This is a genomic window from Kitasatospora sp. NPDC041988, from assembly GCF_055588525.1.
Genome location: NZ_JBVJCO010000043.1, coordinates 50,447 through 64,992 on the forward strand (window position 1 = coordinate 50,447; position 14,546 = coordinate 64,992).

The 14,546-nt window shown below is 74.3% G+C and carries 16 protein-coding genes and 2 pseudogenes; 10 read left to right on the plus strand and 8 right to left on the minus strand.

Annotation, left to right across the window (positions count from 1 at the left end; all coding sequences use genetic code 11):
- Positions 1–30: 30 nt before the first annotated feature.
- Together ACZ6NC_RS32395 and ACZ6NC_RS32400 are read right to left on the minus strand one after the other, a co-directional pair.
- Complete coding sequence (locus ACZ6NC_RS32395) at positions 31–819, minus strand: aminotransferase class IV (protein ID WP_465737423.1); 789 nt, start codon at positions 817–819, stop codon at positions 31–33.
- Complete coding sequence (locus ACZ6NC_RS32400; protein WP_465737424.1) at positions 812–1,753, minus strand: GNAT family N-acetyltransferase; 942 nt, start codon at positions 1,751–1,753, stop codon at positions 812–814. The genes ACZ6NC_RS32395 and ACZ6NC_RS32400 overlap by 8 nt, the downstream gene beginning before the upstream one ends.
- A gap of 148 nt (positions 1,754–1,901) precedes the next feature.
- On the opposite strand from ACZ6NC_RS32400, the gene ACZ6NC_RS32405 reads away from it, so the two are divergent.
- A complete protein-coding gene (locus tag ACZ6NC_RS32405) occupies positions 1,902–3,182 on the plus strand; it encodes a glycosyltransferase 87 family protein (protein WP_465737425.1) in 1,281 nt (426 codons plus the stop codon).
- A complete protein-coding gene (locus ACZ6NC_RS32410) occupies positions 3,128–4,336 on the plus strand; it encodes a glycosyltransferase family 4 protein (RefSeq protein ID WP_465737426.1) in 1,209 nt (402 codons plus the stop codon). Before ACZ6NC_RS32405 ends, ACZ6NC_RS32410 begins: the two co-directional genes overlap by 55 nt.
- On the opposite strand, the gene ACZ6NC_RS32415 is transcribed toward ACZ6NC_RS32410, so the two are convergent.
- From ACZ6NC_RS32415 to ACZ6NC_RS32425, 3 genes are read right to left on the minus strand one after another with little or no spacing between them, the layout of a single operon-like run.
- Complete coding sequence (locus tag ACZ6NC_RS32415; protein ID WP_465737427.1) at positions 4,260–4,916, minus strand: response regulator; 657 nt, start codon at positions 4,914–4,916, stop codon at positions 4,260–4,262. The two genes, ACZ6NC_RS32410 and ACZ6NC_RS32415, sit on opposite strands and share 77 nt — an antisense overlap.
- Entirely contained in the window at positions 4,904–6,226 is a 1,323-nt protein-coding gene (locus tag ACZ6NC_RS32420; RefSeq protein ID WP_465737428.1) for a sensor histidine kinase, read from the minus strand. Before ACZ6NC_RS32420 ends, ACZ6NC_RS32415 begins: the two co-directional genes overlap by 13 nt.
- Before the next feature lie 9 nt (positions 6,227–6,235).
- Positions 6,236–7,180 carry a DMT family transporter gene (locus ACZ6NC_RS32425; protein ID WP_465737429.1) on the minus strand — a complete coding sequence of 315 codons (945 nt, stop codon included), beginning with the start codon at positions 7,178–7,180 and terminating at the stop codon, positions 6,236–6,238.
- Positions 7,181–7,304: 124 nt separating this feature from the next.
- Between ACZ6NC_RS32425 and ACZ6NC_RS32430 the strand changes: the two genes are divergently transcribed.
- The 6 genes and pseudogenes from ACZ6NC_RS32430 to ACZ6NC_RS32455 all read left to right on the plus strand — a co-directional run bounded on the left by ACZ6NC_RS32430 (position 7,305) and on the right by ACZ6NC_RS32455 (position 10,368).
- A complete protein-coding gene (locus ACZ6NC_RS32430) occupies positions 7,305–8,186 on the plus strand; it encodes a LysR family transcriptional regulator substrate-binding protein (protein WP_465737430.1) in 882 nt (293 codons plus the stop codon).
- 33 nt (positions 8,187–8,219) lie between these two features.
- Positions 8,220–8,372 (plus strand): annotated as a pseudogene (locus tag ACZ6NC_RS32435) (chitinase); the annotation flags it as partial.
- Positions 8,373–8,473: 101 nt separating this feature from the next.
- On the plus strand, positions 8,474–8,701 hold the full coding sequence (locus tag ACZ6NC_RS32440) for a hypothetical protein (RefSeq protein WP_465737431.1): 228 nt from the start codon (positions 8,474–8,476) through the stop codon (positions 8,699–8,701).
- Positions 8,698–9,171, plus strand: a complete 474-nt coding sequence (locus ACZ6NC_RS32445; protein ID WP_465737432.1) for an SsgA family sporulation/cell division regulator — start codon at positions 8,698–8,700, stop codon at positions 9,169–9,171. The genes ACZ6NC_RS32440 and ACZ6NC_RS32445 overlap by 4 nt, the downstream gene beginning before the upstream one ends.
- The gene (locus tag ACZ6NC_RS32450) at positions 9,168–9,371 is read left to right on the plus strand and encodes a hypothetical protein (RefSeq protein ID WP_465737433.1); all 204 of its coding nucleotides are present in this window, start codon (positions 9,168–9,170) and stop codon (positions 9,369–9,371) included. Before ACZ6NC_RS32445 ends, ACZ6NC_RS32450 begins: the two co-directional genes overlap by 4 nt.
- A 163-nt stretch (positions 9,372–9,534) precedes the next feature.
- Positions 9,535–10,368, plus strand: a complete 834-nt coding sequence (locus ACZ6NC_RS32455; protein ID WP_465737434.1) for a PIG-L family deacetylase — start codon at positions 9,535–9,537, stop codon at positions 10,366–10,368.
- Between the two features lie 131 nt (positions 10,369–10,499).
- Here ACZ6NC_RS32455 and ACZ6NC_RS32460 read toward each other — a convergent pair whose 3' ends face one another.
- The 3 genes from ACZ6NC_RS32460 to ACZ6NC_RS32470 are packed head-to-tail and all read right to left on the minus strand — an operon-like array spanning position 10,500 to position 12,948.
- Entirely contained in the window at positions 10,500–11,186 is a 687-nt protein-coding gene (locus ACZ6NC_RS32460; RefSeq protein ID WP_465737435.1) for a hypothetical protein, read from the minus strand.
- Between the two features lie 11 nt (positions 11,187–11,197).
- Entirely contained in the window at positions 11,198–12,544 is a 1,347-nt protein-coding gene (locus tag ACZ6NC_RS32465) for a DUF4062 domain-containing protein (RefSeq protein WP_465737436.1), read from the minus strand.
- A complete protein-coding gene (locus ACZ6NC_RS32470; protein ID WP_465737437.1) occupies positions 12,544–12,948 on the minus strand; it encodes a hypothetical protein in 405 nt (134 codons plus the stop codon). The genes ACZ6NC_RS32465 and ACZ6NC_RS32470 overlap by 1 nt, the downstream gene beginning before the upstream one ends.
- Before the next feature lie 170 nt (positions 12,949–13,118).
- On the opposite strand from ACZ6NC_RS32470, the gene ACZ6NC_RS32475 reads away from it, so the two are divergent.
- Positions 13,119–14,210, plus strand: a complete 1,092-nt coding sequence (locus ACZ6NC_RS32475; protein ID WP_465737438.1) for a vWA domain-containing protein — start codon at positions 13,119–13,121, stop codon at positions 14,208–14,210.
- 166 nt (positions 14,211–14,376) lie between these two features.
- Positions 14,377–14,472 (plus strand): annotated as a pseudogene (locus ACZ6NC_RS32480) (IS982 family transposase); the annotation flags it as partial.
- Between the last annotated feature and the right edge of the window lie 74 nt (positions 14,473–14,546).

A 14,546-nucleotide genomic window follows, 5' to 3' on the forward strand; every position in this document is an offset into this window, starting at 1 on the left:
GTTATCCCCACCTCGGCCCTCTCCTTCGACTCAGACCTCGTCGCCCTCGATTCGCTCGTACGCGGCGCGCAGGGCGGCGACGGCGGGGTGGGCCGGGTCGAAGGCGGTGCCGTCGACCGCCGCGATCGGGCGGACGCCGACGCCCGCGTTGAGCGCGAACGCGGCCTCGAAGCGGCCCAGGCCGGCGGTGGTGACGGGCTCGCGCCGCTGCGCGCCCGGGTGGGCGTGGGCGAGCAGGGCGGCGGTGACGCCGGGCAGCGCCTCGCCCTCCGGCCAGACCAGTTGCCGGCCGTCGTGGAAGCCGAGGTTCCAGGTGGCGCCCTCGGTGATCCGGCCCTCCTGGTCGACGAGCAACGCGTCGTCGTAGCCGTCGAGTTGGGCCAGCCGGCGCTGCCGGACCAGGCCGAACAGCCCGACGTGCTTCACCTCGGGCAGCTCGCGCCGGTACACGGCGGTGCGGACCTTCAGCGGCGCGGGGGCCACCGCCGGGGCCGGACGGGTGGTCACCAGCAGACGGGGCGCGGCAGGGGCGCCGGGACGCTCCAGGCCCAGCGCCGGGTCGAACACCGTGACCCGGACGATCACCGCCCGCCCGTCCGGCGGCAGCACACCGCGGATCCGCTGCCGCAGCACCTCCCGGTCCAGCCCGGCGCCGAACACCGCCCGGCAGTCCCGCACCAGCCGGTCCAGGTGCAGCGCCAGGCCGCGCACCCGGCCGGCCTCGACGCGCAGGGTGGTGAAGTGCCCGTAGTTCAGCAGTCCCAGCGCCGCGACCTGCCCGGCACCGGCCGGCACGCCGTCGATCTCGATCTCAGCCATCCCCCGAGTCTCCCAGCCCCGCGCCGGGGTCCTCGGCCGCGGTGCCCCGGACGGCGACGGGCCGGCCGGCGGTGCGGGCGAGCTGCTCGAAATGCTCGATCCTGTACGCCAGCCCCTCCGGTTCGCCGATGTCCGCCCAGCGCCAGGCCTCGGCCCACCACTGCGGGCCGCGGACCAGGGGCCGGCCGGCGAGGGCCAGATGGAGGGCGAGGGTCGAGCGGGCGAAGTCGTGGACCCAGCCGTCGGCCTGCCGGTACGCGGCCGTCTCGTCCAGCCGGAGCCAGCGGCCCTCGCGCCCGGCGGCGAGCAGCGGCACCCAGCCGTGCGGGCCGTCGGCGACCAGCAGGACCAGCCGGCCGTCCTCCTCCGTCACCCGGTAGGGCGGGAGTTGGGGCATCCGGGCGAGGCCGAGGGCGTGCTTCCAGGAGACCACCCAGAGGCCGCGCCGCAGGTAGTAGCGGACGGCCTGCCGCCAGGTCCAGTGCGCCTCCAGCCGGTAGCCGGGCAGGCCTTCGGCGGTGGCCGCCCGGTAGACCTCGTCGAGCGCGCCGGCGGCGAGCCCGCGGCCGCGCGCCGAGGGGCGCAGGTAGACGGAGGAGACGGCCAACTGGCCTGGCCCCTTCGTCCAGTTGTCGACCGCCACGGTGCCGACGGGCGCGCCGCCGCTCTCGTCCAGCACCCAGTAGCGGCGCCGGTACAGCTCGCCGTCCGGCCACTCCCGGCCGCTCTCGCCGAGCCGTTCGCGCAGCTTCCGCTCGTCGTCCTCCCCCAGCGCCCCTGGGTCGACCCGTTCCGCCAGCTCCCCTTCGGCCCGGGACGCGAGGTCCCAGAGTGCGAACTGCCGCCCGTCCCCCTCCTCCACCGCCCGTAGCCGGGGTGCCGCCCCCAGCCGCTCCTGCGCCCGCTCGACCGCCGCATCCCAGGACCTCACCACGGAGTCCACGATATCGGGCTGCGGATACCGAACGTGACTCGATCACCACCGAACGTCAGCACGAAGGCGATGATGGTAGGGGAAACCCGACCCCAGGTCTCGACCTGGCCGTCATGACCTCGCCGGGCTGCGCCGCTGCAATGGAAGGGTGCTGATCCACCGAGCCCACAGCGGGCCCACCGCCCGACACCTCACTTATCCCGCAGGCCTGTTCGGCCGACGAGCCGGGTGGTGCGCCGGCTGGCTCGCGGCAGCCGTCTGGGCGGGCGCGTTCCCACTCGTCTCCGGGCTCGCGCCGCACCGCAGTTGGGGCGCCGTCGCGGCGGCCGGCTATCTGGCGGCGGCCGCTGCCACGCTCGTGCTGCCGTGGCGGCGGGCCCGGCCGGTCTCGGTGGCGGTCGCGACGGCCGGCGCCGTCGTCGTACCGCTGCTCGGGCTGGCGCTCACCGGCCAGGGGCAGAGCGAGGTCGCCGTGATCGAACGGTCGGCCGCGCTGCTCCTGGAACACGGCTCGCCGTACCTGGCCGAGCCGCAGAGCGTGGCCGACTACACGCCCTACCTGCCGGCCATGGCGCTGCTGGGCCTGCCGCGTGCCCTGATCGGGGCGGACGGGTGGCCGGCCCGGCTGATCGGCGACGCCCGGCTCTGGTGTGCCGTGGTGTTCCTCGGCTGCCTCTGGGCCGCGGGCCGCCGGCACCGGCGCGGGCTAGCCCTGCTGACCGTCTCGCCGCCGATCGCGCTGCCGCTCTGCGTCAGCGGGGTGGACCTGCCGATGACCGGTCTCTGCTGCCTGGCCCTCGCCCTCGCCGCCAGGGCCCGTCCGGGCGGCGCCGGGCTCGCGCTCGCCCTGGCCTGCTCGCTCAAGTGGACGGCCTGGCCGGCGGTCGCGGTCGCCGCCGCGCTGCTGGCCGCCACCGCCGGCCGGCGGGCGGCGCTGCGTGGGACGGCCGTCGCCGTGGCGGGCACGGCCGCTCTGGTGCTGCCGGTGGCACTGCGCTCGCCCGGTCCGCTGCTCCGGCAGGTGTTCGCCTTCCCCACCGGGCGCGGCGAGCTGCCCACACCGGCCGGCAGCCCGCTGCCCGGGCGGCTGCTCGCGGACCTCGGCCCGGCCGGCTGGTACGCCGCCGCCGGACTGCTGCTGCTCGCCGGCCTGGCAGTCGCCGGCTCACTGGCGCTGCGCCCGCCGCGGGATGCCGCCGGCGCCGCCGACCGGCTGGCGCTCGGGCTCTGCCTGGCCTTCCTCCTGGCACCCGCCGGGCGGTTCGGCTACCTGGCGCTGCCGCTCGTGCTCGTCGTCTGGGCCCGGCTGCCCGCCGGCCCCCGGCTCTCTCCCCTGTACTCCACCGTTCCCCGAACCGAGGTTGCACCGACCCCATGGCCACCACACTCGTCGTCACCAATGATTTCCCGCCCCGGCAGGGCGGCATAGAGACCTTCGTCCACGCCCTGGCCGGCCGCCTGCCCGCCGGCGAGGTCGTCGTCTACACCTCGGCCGAACCCGGCGCGGCCGCGTACGACGCCGCCCTTCCCTTCCCGGTGGTCCGCGACCGGGTCCGGACGCTGCTGCCCACCCCGCGGGTCACCCGGAGGGCCGCCGAGATCGCCCGGGCGAACGGCTGCGACCGGGTCTGGTTCGGTGCCGCCGCCCCGCTCGCCGCGATGGCACCCGGGCTGCGGCGTCAGGCCCCCGGGGTCCGGCGGACGGTCGCCACCACGCACGGCCACGAGATCTGGTGGGCGCGCACCCCCGGCGCCCGCCGGCTGCTACGGCAGATCGGCGACAGCGTGGACGTGGTCACCTACCTGGGCGAGTACACCCGGGCCCGGATCACCCCGGCGCTCGGGCCGCGGGCCCGGCTGGAGCGGCTGGTGCCCGGCGTCGACACCGACCTGTTCCGCCCGGGTGACGACAGTGCGCGCACCGACGGGCCGGTGGTCCTCTGCGTCGCCCGGCTGGTGCGGCGCAAGGGCCAGGACACCCTGATCCGCGCGCTCCCGCTGATCCGGCGGGCCGCGCCCGGCGCCGTCCTGGTGCTGGTCGGACAGGGCCCGGACGAGCGGCGGCTGCGCGCGCTGGCCCGGCGGCACACCGAGCCGGGGTCGGTGGTCTTCGCCGGCGGCCACGAGCACGCCACGACGCCCGCCCACTACGCGGCGGCGGACGTCTTCGCGATGCCGTGCCGCACCCGGCGAGCCGGGCTGGAGGCCGAGGGGCTGGGGATCGTCTTCCTGGAGGCCGCGGCCGCCGGGCTGCCCGTGGTCGCGGGCCGCTCGGGTGGCGCGCCCGACGCGGTGCTCGACGGCGTCACCGGCACGGTCGTCGACGGCCGCAGCCCCGCCGCGGTCGCCTCGGCGGTCGGCAGTCTGCTGCTGGCGCCGGCCGCCGAGCGGGCCCGGACGGGGGCGGCCGGACGGCGCTGGGTGCAGGAGGAGTGGTCCTGGGAGGCGTCCGCGCGCCGGCTGGCCGAACTGCTCGACCCGGAACACGCGGACGCGGGCCGGGGGCCTACTCCCCGCGCAGGTGAGCCAGGACGGCCAGTACCCGCCGGTTGCCCTCGGCCGGGTCGAGGTCCAGCTTCATGAAGATGTTGCCGCAGTGCTTGACCACCGAGGCCTCCGTGATGCTCAGCCGCGCGCCGATGGCCTGGTTGTTCAGCCCCTCCGCCAGCAGCCCGAGCACCTCCCGCTCGCGCGGGGTCAGCCGGTCCGGCGGCCGCTCCGCGGACTGCTGCCGGAGCAGCACCCGGACCACCTCCGGGTCGATCACGGTCTGCCCGGCGGCCACCCGCCGGAGCGCGTCCAGGAAGTCGGCGACCTCGCCGACCCGGTCCTTGAGCAGGTAGCCGAGACCGGCCGGCTGCTCACCGGCCGCGCCGAGCAGCCGGGTGGCGTACGGGGTGGCCACGTACTGGGAGAGCACCAGGACGGGCAGCCCCGGGTGCCGGTCGCGCAGTTCGAGGGCGGCGCGCAGTCCCTCGTCGTGGAAGGCGGGCGGCATCCGGACGTCGGTGATGACGACGTCCGGCCGGTCCGCGTCCACCGCGTCGGCCAGCGCGGTCGCGTCGCCGACGGCGGCGACCACCTGGTGCCCGCCGCGGGTGAGCAGTTCGACCAGCCCGGCCCGGAGCAGCACGGCGTCCTCGGCGATGACTATCCGGAGCACGGCACCTCCACCCGGAGCCTGGTCGGCCCGCCGATCGGACTGGTCACCATCAGCCTTCCCCTCAGGATCGCCACCCGGTCGGCCAGCCCCTGCAGCCCGGCCCCGGCGGCCGGGTCGGCCCCGCCGCGGCCGTCGTCCGTCACCTGGACCACCAGCCGGCCGTCCTCGACCCGGCCGTGGACGGTGATCGCGCCGGCCCCGCTGTGCTTGGCGGCGTTGGTGAGCGCCTCGGTGACGGTGAAGTAGGCCGTCGTCTCGACCGGGCCGGGCAGCCTCGCCTGCAGGTCGATGTCGACCGCGACCGGGATCGGGTGGCGCAGCGCGATCTCGGTGACGGCGGCGGCCAGCCCGTGGTCGGTGAGCACCTGGGGGTGGATGCCCCGGACCAGGCCGCGCAGCTGCTCCAGCGCCTGCCGGGCCTCGCCGCGCGCCCGCTCGACCAGCGCGGCGGCCGGGTCGTCGCCGCCACCGTCAGCGCGCCCGCCCAGCTCGTACGCGGCCAGGCCGAGGGTCATGCTGAGCGCGACGAGCTGCTGCTGGGCGCCGTCGTGCAGGTCGCGTTCGATGCGGCGGCGCTCGGCCTCGAAGGCGTCGACGAGGCGGGCCCGGGAGCGGGTCAGTTCGAGGACCTGCCGGCCGGGGTCCTCGTCCCGCGGGCCGAGCAGGAACCGGACCAGCCGGACCCGGCCGATGGTCAGCAGCGTCCCCGCGTAGGCGCAGAACACCAGACCGGCCAGACCGACGGCGGTCGCGGGCAGGGCCTCCACCGGGCCACGGATCGCCTGTCCGGGGATCAGCATCACCGTCTCCGGGGCCAGCGCCCAGACCACGACCGGGGTGGAGACCAGCATCCCGGAGAAGACCAGGAGAACGGTGAGGCCGAGGTCGGCGGCGGCCAGCGGCAGCGCGAACAGGGCGGTGTAGCCGAGCTCGCGCCAGGTGGCCCGCTCGCGCAGCCGGGTACGGAGCCGGGCCCGGCGGCCGGCCCCGGGCAGCGGGCGGTGCGGGTCGGGCACGGGCACCGGCTCGACCAGCCGCAGCCGACGGCGCTCCAGGGCCCCGACCGGCAGGCCGGCGAGGGCGACGGCCGGCAGGACCAGCAGGCCGACGCCGACCACGGACAGCGCGAGGCCGGCCAGCAACAGCACGGCCAGGACGACGAGCAGCAGCAGGCCGAGCACCGCGCCGCTGAGCACGTGCGCCCAGCAGCGCAGCGGGGCGGGCGACCGGAGGAACCGCAGCGGCCGCGCACGCAGGGCCGCCCGGACGGCGACAGGCTGCTGCCCCTCGTCCACCCCGTCCTCACCCATCCGGCCAGCCTAACCGACCGGCTGACGGGCCTTCGGCGCCGCCGCGGGCGCGGCCGGCCGACGGGTCAGCGCGACGGCGGCGACCACGGCGACGCCGCCGAGGAGGGCGTTCCAGCCGACGGGTTCGGCGAGCAGGAGGGCGCCGAGGGCGGTCGACCAGAGCGGCGTGACGTAGGTGACGGCGGCGGCGACGGCCGTCCCGGCGGTGCGGACCAGGGTGAGGCTGAGGATGTAGGCGACGCCGGTGCCGAGCGCGCCGAGGACGAGCAGGGCGGCGGCCGGGCCCGCGCCGGGCCAGTGCGGGGCGCCGGCGGCGAGCGGGGCGGCCACGGCCAACTCGACGGCCCCACAGGAGATCTGGACGGCGGAGAGGGCGGTGGCGGAATGCGGGCGGGCGGAGAGGTGGCGGCGCAGGTAGGCGAAGCCGGCGCCGTAGCAGCAGGCGGCGGCCAGGCAGGCGAGGCCGCCGGCCGCCGCGCCCGGTCCGAGACCGTGCCACCCGCCGAGGACGGTCAGCACCCCGGCGAAGCCGAGGCCGAGCCCGGCGAGCCGGCGCGGGCCCGGGTGGCGCTCCTCGGGCACGGTGGCGAGCGAGAAGAGCAGCGTGAACAGCGGGGTGGTCGCGTTCAGCACCCCGGCCAGCACCGAGCTGACGCGGGTCTCGCCGTAGCAGAAGAGGGTGAACGGCACGGCGTTGAGCAGCAGCGCGGCCACCGCCGAGTGGCCCCAGGCGGCGAGGTCGCGCGGGGCGGGTTCGCGGCGCAGCACGAGGATCGCCCAGAGCGCCGCCGCCCCGAGGACGCAGCGCCAGCACGCCACCCACAGCGGCGGCACCCCCGCGTCGACGGCCACCTTGATCAGCGCGAAGCTCGCGCCCCAGATCGCCGACAGTGCCACGAACCCCGGCCACCAGCGCCGCACCCCGACCACCCGCCCTCTCGTACCGTCACGCACCTTCGTGCTCGTGCTCGTGCTCGTGCTTGCACTCGTGCTCGCACTTGTACTCGTGGACAGAGGGTGGCGCGGGGTCGGATCATGAGTCCAACAAGTGGTCATGCCGGACGGATGAGGAAGTCTCATGGCATCGGAGGTCAATCTCGCCCAGCTCAGGGCGCTGATCGCGGTCGCCGACGCGGGCGGGTTCGGCGCGGCCGCGGTCGAACTGGGCATCAGCCAGTCCGCCGTCTCGCACGCGGTGGCCGCGCTGGAGCGCACCCTCGGCGCGCCCGTCCTGCACCGCACCGCCCCGGCCCGGCCGACCCCGCTGGGCGAGCAGATCCTCCCGCACGCCCGGACGGCGGTGGCCTCCGCGGCGGCCGTCCGCACCATCGCCACCCGCCACTCGGGCGGCCTCACCGGCACCGTCCGGCTGGCCGCGCCGACCACCGTCTGCCAAGGGCTGCTGCCGGCACTCCTCCAGGACTGGCGGGCGGCGCACCCCCGGCTGACCGTCCGGGTCTTCGAGGGCGAGGACGACGAGCTGGCCGTCTGGCTGGAGGCGGGCACCGTGGACGCCGCCGTACTGGTGGACGCCGATCCGGTGCCGCCCGGGGCGGTGGCACTCGGCGCGGACTCGATGCACGCGCTGCTCCGCCGTGACCACCCGCTGGCCGGGGAGGCGGCCGTCGACGTGGCCGAGCTGGAGGACGACGACTTCCTGCTCTCCGAGGGCGGCTGCGAGCGCCACATCCGCGAGGCCTACCGGCGGGCCGGCGTCCGGTTCGCGCCCCGGCACCGGATCCGCGACCTCAACACCCTGATCGGCATGGTGCACGCGGGCGTCGGGGTCTCGGTGATGCCCGCCCTGGCACAGCCGATGTTGCCGGCCGACTGCGTCCTCGTCCCGATCCGCCCGGCCGTCCACCGGACCCTGACGCTCACCGGGCCGGGCGGGCGGCCGTGGTCCCCGGCGGTGAGCGGCCTGCTGGCGGCCGTCCGCGCGGCGGGCGGCGGGGGCTGACGACCGCTCCGGGCGTGGGGGTCCGGCGGGACCGCGGACTTCCAGACCGTGCTCGACTTCGCGCTCGCGCACAAGCTGGCCCGGTACACGTACTGGTCGGTCAACCGGGACCGCCAGTGCCCGGGCCCGGTCGATCCGGGGCTCTCCGGGTCGTGCTCCAGCGTGGCGCAGAACGACTGGGACTTCGACGGTCCCTGCTGACCGAGGGCGGGCCCGCCGTCCGCGCGTCGGGCCCGCCTCCGGCCGCAGGGGTGTTGCCGCAGCTGGCTCCGCTCGTTGTTCCCGGTATGAGCTCAGACTTCCGGGCGAGCGGCAGCGCCCTCGACGAAACGTTTCTGCATGAAACGGTCCTGCGCGAATCCCCGATCTTCGCCCACCTCGCCCTGCTCTGGCGCAACGCCGGACGGATGGTGCCCGGCCGCCCCGACCAGGAGTGGTGCCACCTGACCGAACCCCCGCAGCTCTTCCGCCCCGGGCGCGGCACCACCACCCCGCACCCCGGGGAGGAGGCGTGACCTGCCCGGAGACCCCGCGCGTCCCCTCCCAGCGCACACCCGCCGGGCTCTGCGCCATGCCGCTGGAGCTCCAGGCCGTCGTCTGCCCCGGCCTCACCGTCCCGGTCGCCGCCTGCCTGCGCTACGACGCCGCCGAGCCGTACGCGGTGTACCTGGACAACCACACCGACCTCGACGAACCGATCACCTGGATGTTCGCCCGCGACCTCCTGGCCGACGGCGTGGACGCCTGGGCCGGCATCGGCGACGTGTCCGTCTACCCGGGCACGGGCGCCGGTTCGGAGACCCTCTTCATCGCGCTCGGCGGCGTGAACGGCACGGTCGTCCTCCGGGCGAAGGCCGCACCGGTCAGAACCTTCCTCGCCGCCACCGGGCGCATGGTGCCGTTCGGCACGGAACGGCACCACCTCGACCTGGACGGGCTGCTCCACCGGCTCCTGGACGAACAGCCGCCGGACCCGGGCCGTTGAGCACCGGCCCCGGAGCCTCCCGCCCGAACGGGCACCCGTGCACCGGCGGCGCCCTGCTCCGCCGCTACCGGCCGGACGCGGGCGACGCCCGCACCCTGCTCACCGTCGCCGTGTTCGCCCTCCCGGTCCTCTGCACGGTCCGCTACCCCGGGATCGCCCGCACCCGTCATGCGGCACCGCGCGAGGGGATCGCCCGGTGAGGCCCGCCGCCTTCCGGCCGAGGGCCGGCCGCGGGCCCGGTGCGGCCTCGGCCCGGGAACCGTCACCCGCCGGTCAGCGGTCGACGACGGCACCCGCCTCGAACGGGTCCTGCCGGCCGAGGCAGACTGGGCCGAACACTCGACACACCGGAGGCTGGTTCTGATGGCTGACCGACCCTTGACGCTGATGGCGGTGCACGCCCACCCCGACGACGAAGCCACCGGAACGGGGGGTGTGCTCGCGCGGTACGCGGCGGAGGGCGTTCGCACGGTCCTCGTCACGTGTACCGACGGTGCTTGCGGTGACGGTCCGGGAGGCGTCAAGCCGGGCGAGCCCGGGCACGACCCGGCGGCCGTCGCCGCGATGCGTCGCCGGGAACTCGAAGCGAGCTGTGAGGTCCTGAAGGTCGGTCATCTCGAACTGCTCGCGTACGCCGACTCCGGGATGATGGGCTGGCCGGCCAACGACGCGCCCGGGTCGTTCTGGCGGACGCCGGTGGACGAGGCGGCCGCCCGCCTCGCCGAACTGCTGCTGCGGTACCGGCCCGACGTGGTCGTGACCTACGACGAGAACGGGTTCTACGGCCACCCCGACCACATCCAGGCGAACCGGATCACGACGGCGGCGCTGGCGCTGACCGGGATGACGCCGAAGGTGTACTGGACGACGGCACCGCATTCGACGATGAAGCGATTCGGCGAGGTCATGCGCGAGTTCGGCGCGGACTGGGAGGAGCCGGATCCGGCGGAGGCCGACGCCATGCCCGAGATCGGACTTCCCGACGAGGAGATCACCACCTGGGTGGACACCACCGAGTTCGGCGGCCAGAAGTTCGATGCGCTGGCCGCACACGCCAGTCAGAGCGAGAACATCTTCTTCCTGAAGATGGGCAAGGAGAGGTTCACGCAGCTGATGGGTGTCGAGACCTTCGTACGGGTCGACGACACCACCGGGGCGGCCCTGCCCGAGAACGACCTCTTCGCCGGACTGCGCTGAGCCGCAGCGGCGCCCTGGCCCTCCCGCCCCCTCACCCCGAAGCGGGCGGACCCCACCCCGGTGAGGTCCGCCCACTCCGCATCGACGCACGTCGGCCCGCATCGACGCACGTCGGCCCGCATCGACGGACGTCAGCCCGCTGAGGGGCGGCGGTCGGCCCGCAGGCGCTCGGCCCCGCCCGAGCCCGGGTCCTGGAGCGTGTCGTCGGTGCCCATGACCTCGGGCACCGCGACCAGGAGCTCGTAGAGGAAGTCGTGGAAGCCCTCCGGCGTCGGCGCCGTGTGGTTCAGCGGGTAGACCCCGAACTGCAGGTAGTGCAGGGTCTTGCGCATCATCTGGGCCGGCGAGCAGACCGAGACGAGCGTGCCGAAGCCACCGTCCCTGAAGTACGAGGCGGCGACGAAGCACTCGTCCGCCGAGCCGTAGACGCCGGCGTCGCCCTTGTACCGCTCGTTGAGGTCGTCGCCGTGGACCGCCGAGGGCGGCACGCCGAGCTTCTCCAGGAAGTCCCCGCCGGCCCGGCTGAGGCTGTTCTCGTCCTCCACCCCGAGGTGCCGGTGGCGACTGCCGGGCACGTAGATCTCCACCGGGCGTCCGGCCTCCAGGTACCCCTGGAAGAGCTCGTGGCCGCGCCGCAGCCGGGCCGCGAACTCCTCGCCGGGCGTGGCACCGTCGACCAGCGGGTGCTGGGCCGCCACCTCGATCAGCACACGTGGCAGGTGGCGCCGCGCCCGCATGAAGTCCTGGGCCGCAGAGTACCGGTCGCGCCAGCGTTCCGTCGCGGCAGAGGAGAGGGCCGCCGTGTCGCGCAAGTCCATCGCAGATCGCCTCACGAGATCGTCTTCAGTTCGCCGCGCTCCTCGACGATGGCCCAGGTCCGGTCGAAGTGCTTCCAGCAGGCGTCGATCAGACTGAACTCCCGAGTCCCGCGGAGTTCCAGGGACGGGGTCTCCGGGGCCCTCGCCGGCGGCAGGGTCAGCGTGACCCATCCCCAGGTCCGGTCGCACAGAATCATCGTGGACCGCAGGTGCGTGGTGAAGAACCCGATCTCGACCGATCCGGCGATCGTGCTGCGTGCCCGGGCCTCACGGACGATCGCCCGCAGCCGCGATTCCACCTCGCGCACCTCGGCCGCGATCGGCGAGCGCTGGTCCCACAGCGACTCGGACTCGTCGACGTCGGCAAGGAACTGCCCGTCGGGCGTCGGCACCAGGACGCGGATCCGGGCCCCGGCCGCGAGTGCCTTCGTCAGGTAGGGCGTCTGGATCTCGATCAGCCGCTTTCCGCTGGTGGACATGATCCCGATCGACGAGGCCTTCCCCAGGTTCTCACTCAGGGCGTTGCCGGCCTGCCCGTCCACGCTGATCCGGGCCACACCGATCTGCGTTCCCGGGGCCACCAGGTTCTGCCACTCGGCGGAGAAGGTGTGGGCGGTCGAGTTGCCCTTGACCCAGCCGGGCTGGGGATTGTGCCTGACCGCCAGCCGCAGCGACCTGGTGACGTCGTTGCGCAGGTCGGCGGTGGTGCGCCAGGACCTCCAGAGCCGCTCGCTCCGCACCTTCTCCCGGAAGACGGCGAGCCGCTCCGCCTCGCCCGGCGTCGGCTGCCAGCTGTCCGTGTGCAGCTCGACGGGATCGGCGTGGACGAACACCAGGATGGGCTTGCCCAGCGAGCGGGCGTAGTCGTACTCCCGCTCCGTGAAGCTGACGGTGTCCCCGTTGACGTCCCCGTACCGCGCTCCGAGGATGAGGACGAGGTAGTCGCAGTCGTTGATCACCCGCTCGACGACCTCCCAGGCGCCCTCCGACCGCGCGTCGAACAGTTCCATGCCAGAGGGGATGTACCCCTCCTTGACGAGCTCGTCGATGACGGCCTCGCGGTGCAGTTTCAGGTCAAGGCTGGTCGAGCTCACGAACACCTGGTAGCGGCGCTCGTCAGGGGCCGCAGCCACCGGCGGGGCCGTGCCCGCCGGCACCGGGGCTCCGGCGCGGGGGTCGGGATCCCCCGTCCCGTAGTAGTTGAAGTTGTTCGTCACCGAGCTGCGCGGGCCGATGGCGTTGCCGGCGACGTCGGAGCCGGCGCCGACCCCGCCGCCCTGCACCGCCACGTGCTCGGCCGACCGCTCGGGTTCGGCCGGGTCGTGCGGCCCGCGCCGCCGGAAGCGCGACCCGGGCATCAGCCGGCCACCTCGCCGCCCTCGCCCAGCGCGTTCCCTGCGACATCACCCCCGGCGGCCACCGCCCCCTCGCCCTCGGCGGACACGGCCCGCCCCGGCCCGGACAGGCCGCGCGGGGCCCGGACCGTCCCCGTGACCCTGCTGTCGGCGCCGATCGCGTTGCCGGTCACACTCCCCCCGGCAGCGACCGCACCGCGTCCACCGGCTCGGACGGCGCCACCCCCGTCCTGCCCGCTCCCCCGCAGGGCGTACACCGAGGCGATGAGCCCGGCGAGGCCGACGATCGCCCCTACGACGGCACTCGCACGCTCGGCCCCGGCGGCGTCCCCGAGGACCGCCCACAGAGCCAGCGCGACCGCAACACCAGTACAAGTAAAGGCCGTTGACCAAAACAGCAGGCGCATGTGCGACGTCCCCCCATCACAGCGACAACTCGGCAGAACGTTAGTACCCGGCCCCCGCAAGCACCACGCTCCGGACGTTCCGCATTGTCAGTGCCCCCTCCTACTGTGGAAGCAACGTTGGAGGGGACGCCGGAAGAGCGTCGAAAGAGCGTTGGAAAAGGGGTAGAACCATGGCTGCGAACAGGATCAAGCACAAGGTCAACCACGTCTCGCTCGTGGTCGACAACTCCGGCTCGATGCGCAAGCACGAGGCGCAGCTCGTCCGTGTGGTGGACGAGTTCGTGAAGGGCCTCCAGGAGGAGTCCGACCGGCTCGGCCACGAGACCCGCATCAGCCTCTACGCTTTCGATCACGAGGTGCAGAACCTCGTCTGGGACATGGACGTCAAGCACCTGCCGTCCCTGCGGGGCCTTTACCAGGTCAACAACGGTGCGACGGCGCTGATCGAGGCGGCCGTGAAGTCCATCGACGACCTGAAGAACATCTGGGAGGGGTACGGGGAGCACTCCTTCCTTCAGGTCGTCGTCACCGACGGCGAGGAGAACGCCTCGGGTTTCTCGGAGACCGGCCAGATGCACACCCGCATGGGCGGCAGCCGGGGCAGCGCCGTCCTGGGCAAGTGGCTGGGCCGCATCCAGACTGCCATGGACAACCTTCCTGACCACTGGACTTCGGCGATCCTGGTCCCGAACTCCCTCGCCAAGCGCACCGCTCAGGAATACGGCTTCCCGGCAGGCAACATCGCGATCTGGGACGCGGACTCCAGCAAGGGCGTCGAGGAGGCCATCGGCACCGTCAAGTCGGCTGCCACGAGCTTCCTGCGGGGCCGCGAGCAGGGCGTGCGCGGTACCAAGAACCTCTTCACCATGGGCCAGGACTTGAACACCGCCGAGGTGAAGGCCAACCTCGATGCCCTGGACACCGGCAAGTACATCCTGATCCCGGTCGACCAGCAGACGCCGATCCGCGACTTCGTCACCAGCGCCGGGCACCAGTACAAGACCGGCTGCGCCTTCTACGAGTTGTCCAAGCGGGAGAAGATCCAGGGCAACAAGCAGCTCGCCGTGGCGGAGAAGGACCCGGCCACCGGCCGGATGACCGGCAGGGTGTTCTCGGGCCCGGCGGCCCGCCAGCTCCTCGGCCTGCCGCAGTCGGAGGCCACGGTGAAGCCGGGCGACAACCCGTCGTACACCGTGTTCGTCCAATCGACGTCCGTCAACCGGAAGTTGGTTACGGGCACCAAGCTGCTTGTCATCCTGTAGCCGAGAACTGCGATCCGGTCACGGATGCGGCGGGGGTACCGAACTCTTCTCCCAGCCGTTTCGTGCCTGCCACTCCGACGCCCACCCACGTCCCGGCACCGGGGAACGGCACGACCCACGGTTCCGCGTCCAGCCAGCGCCGTTGGCGGGGTGGGCGATCGCCCGGCGACTGGTCTGCACTCTGCACGGCCTACCGGTCGCGTCCACGCTGACCGGGGCCAAAGCCGATGGGCGCGAGACGTCGCTTGACCTGCTCGCGTCGAGCCGCAGCTCACCACCGGGGGGCCGGCCCGCGTCTTCTCCGTGCGGCATCGTCACTCCCCCGGTGACTCGCAG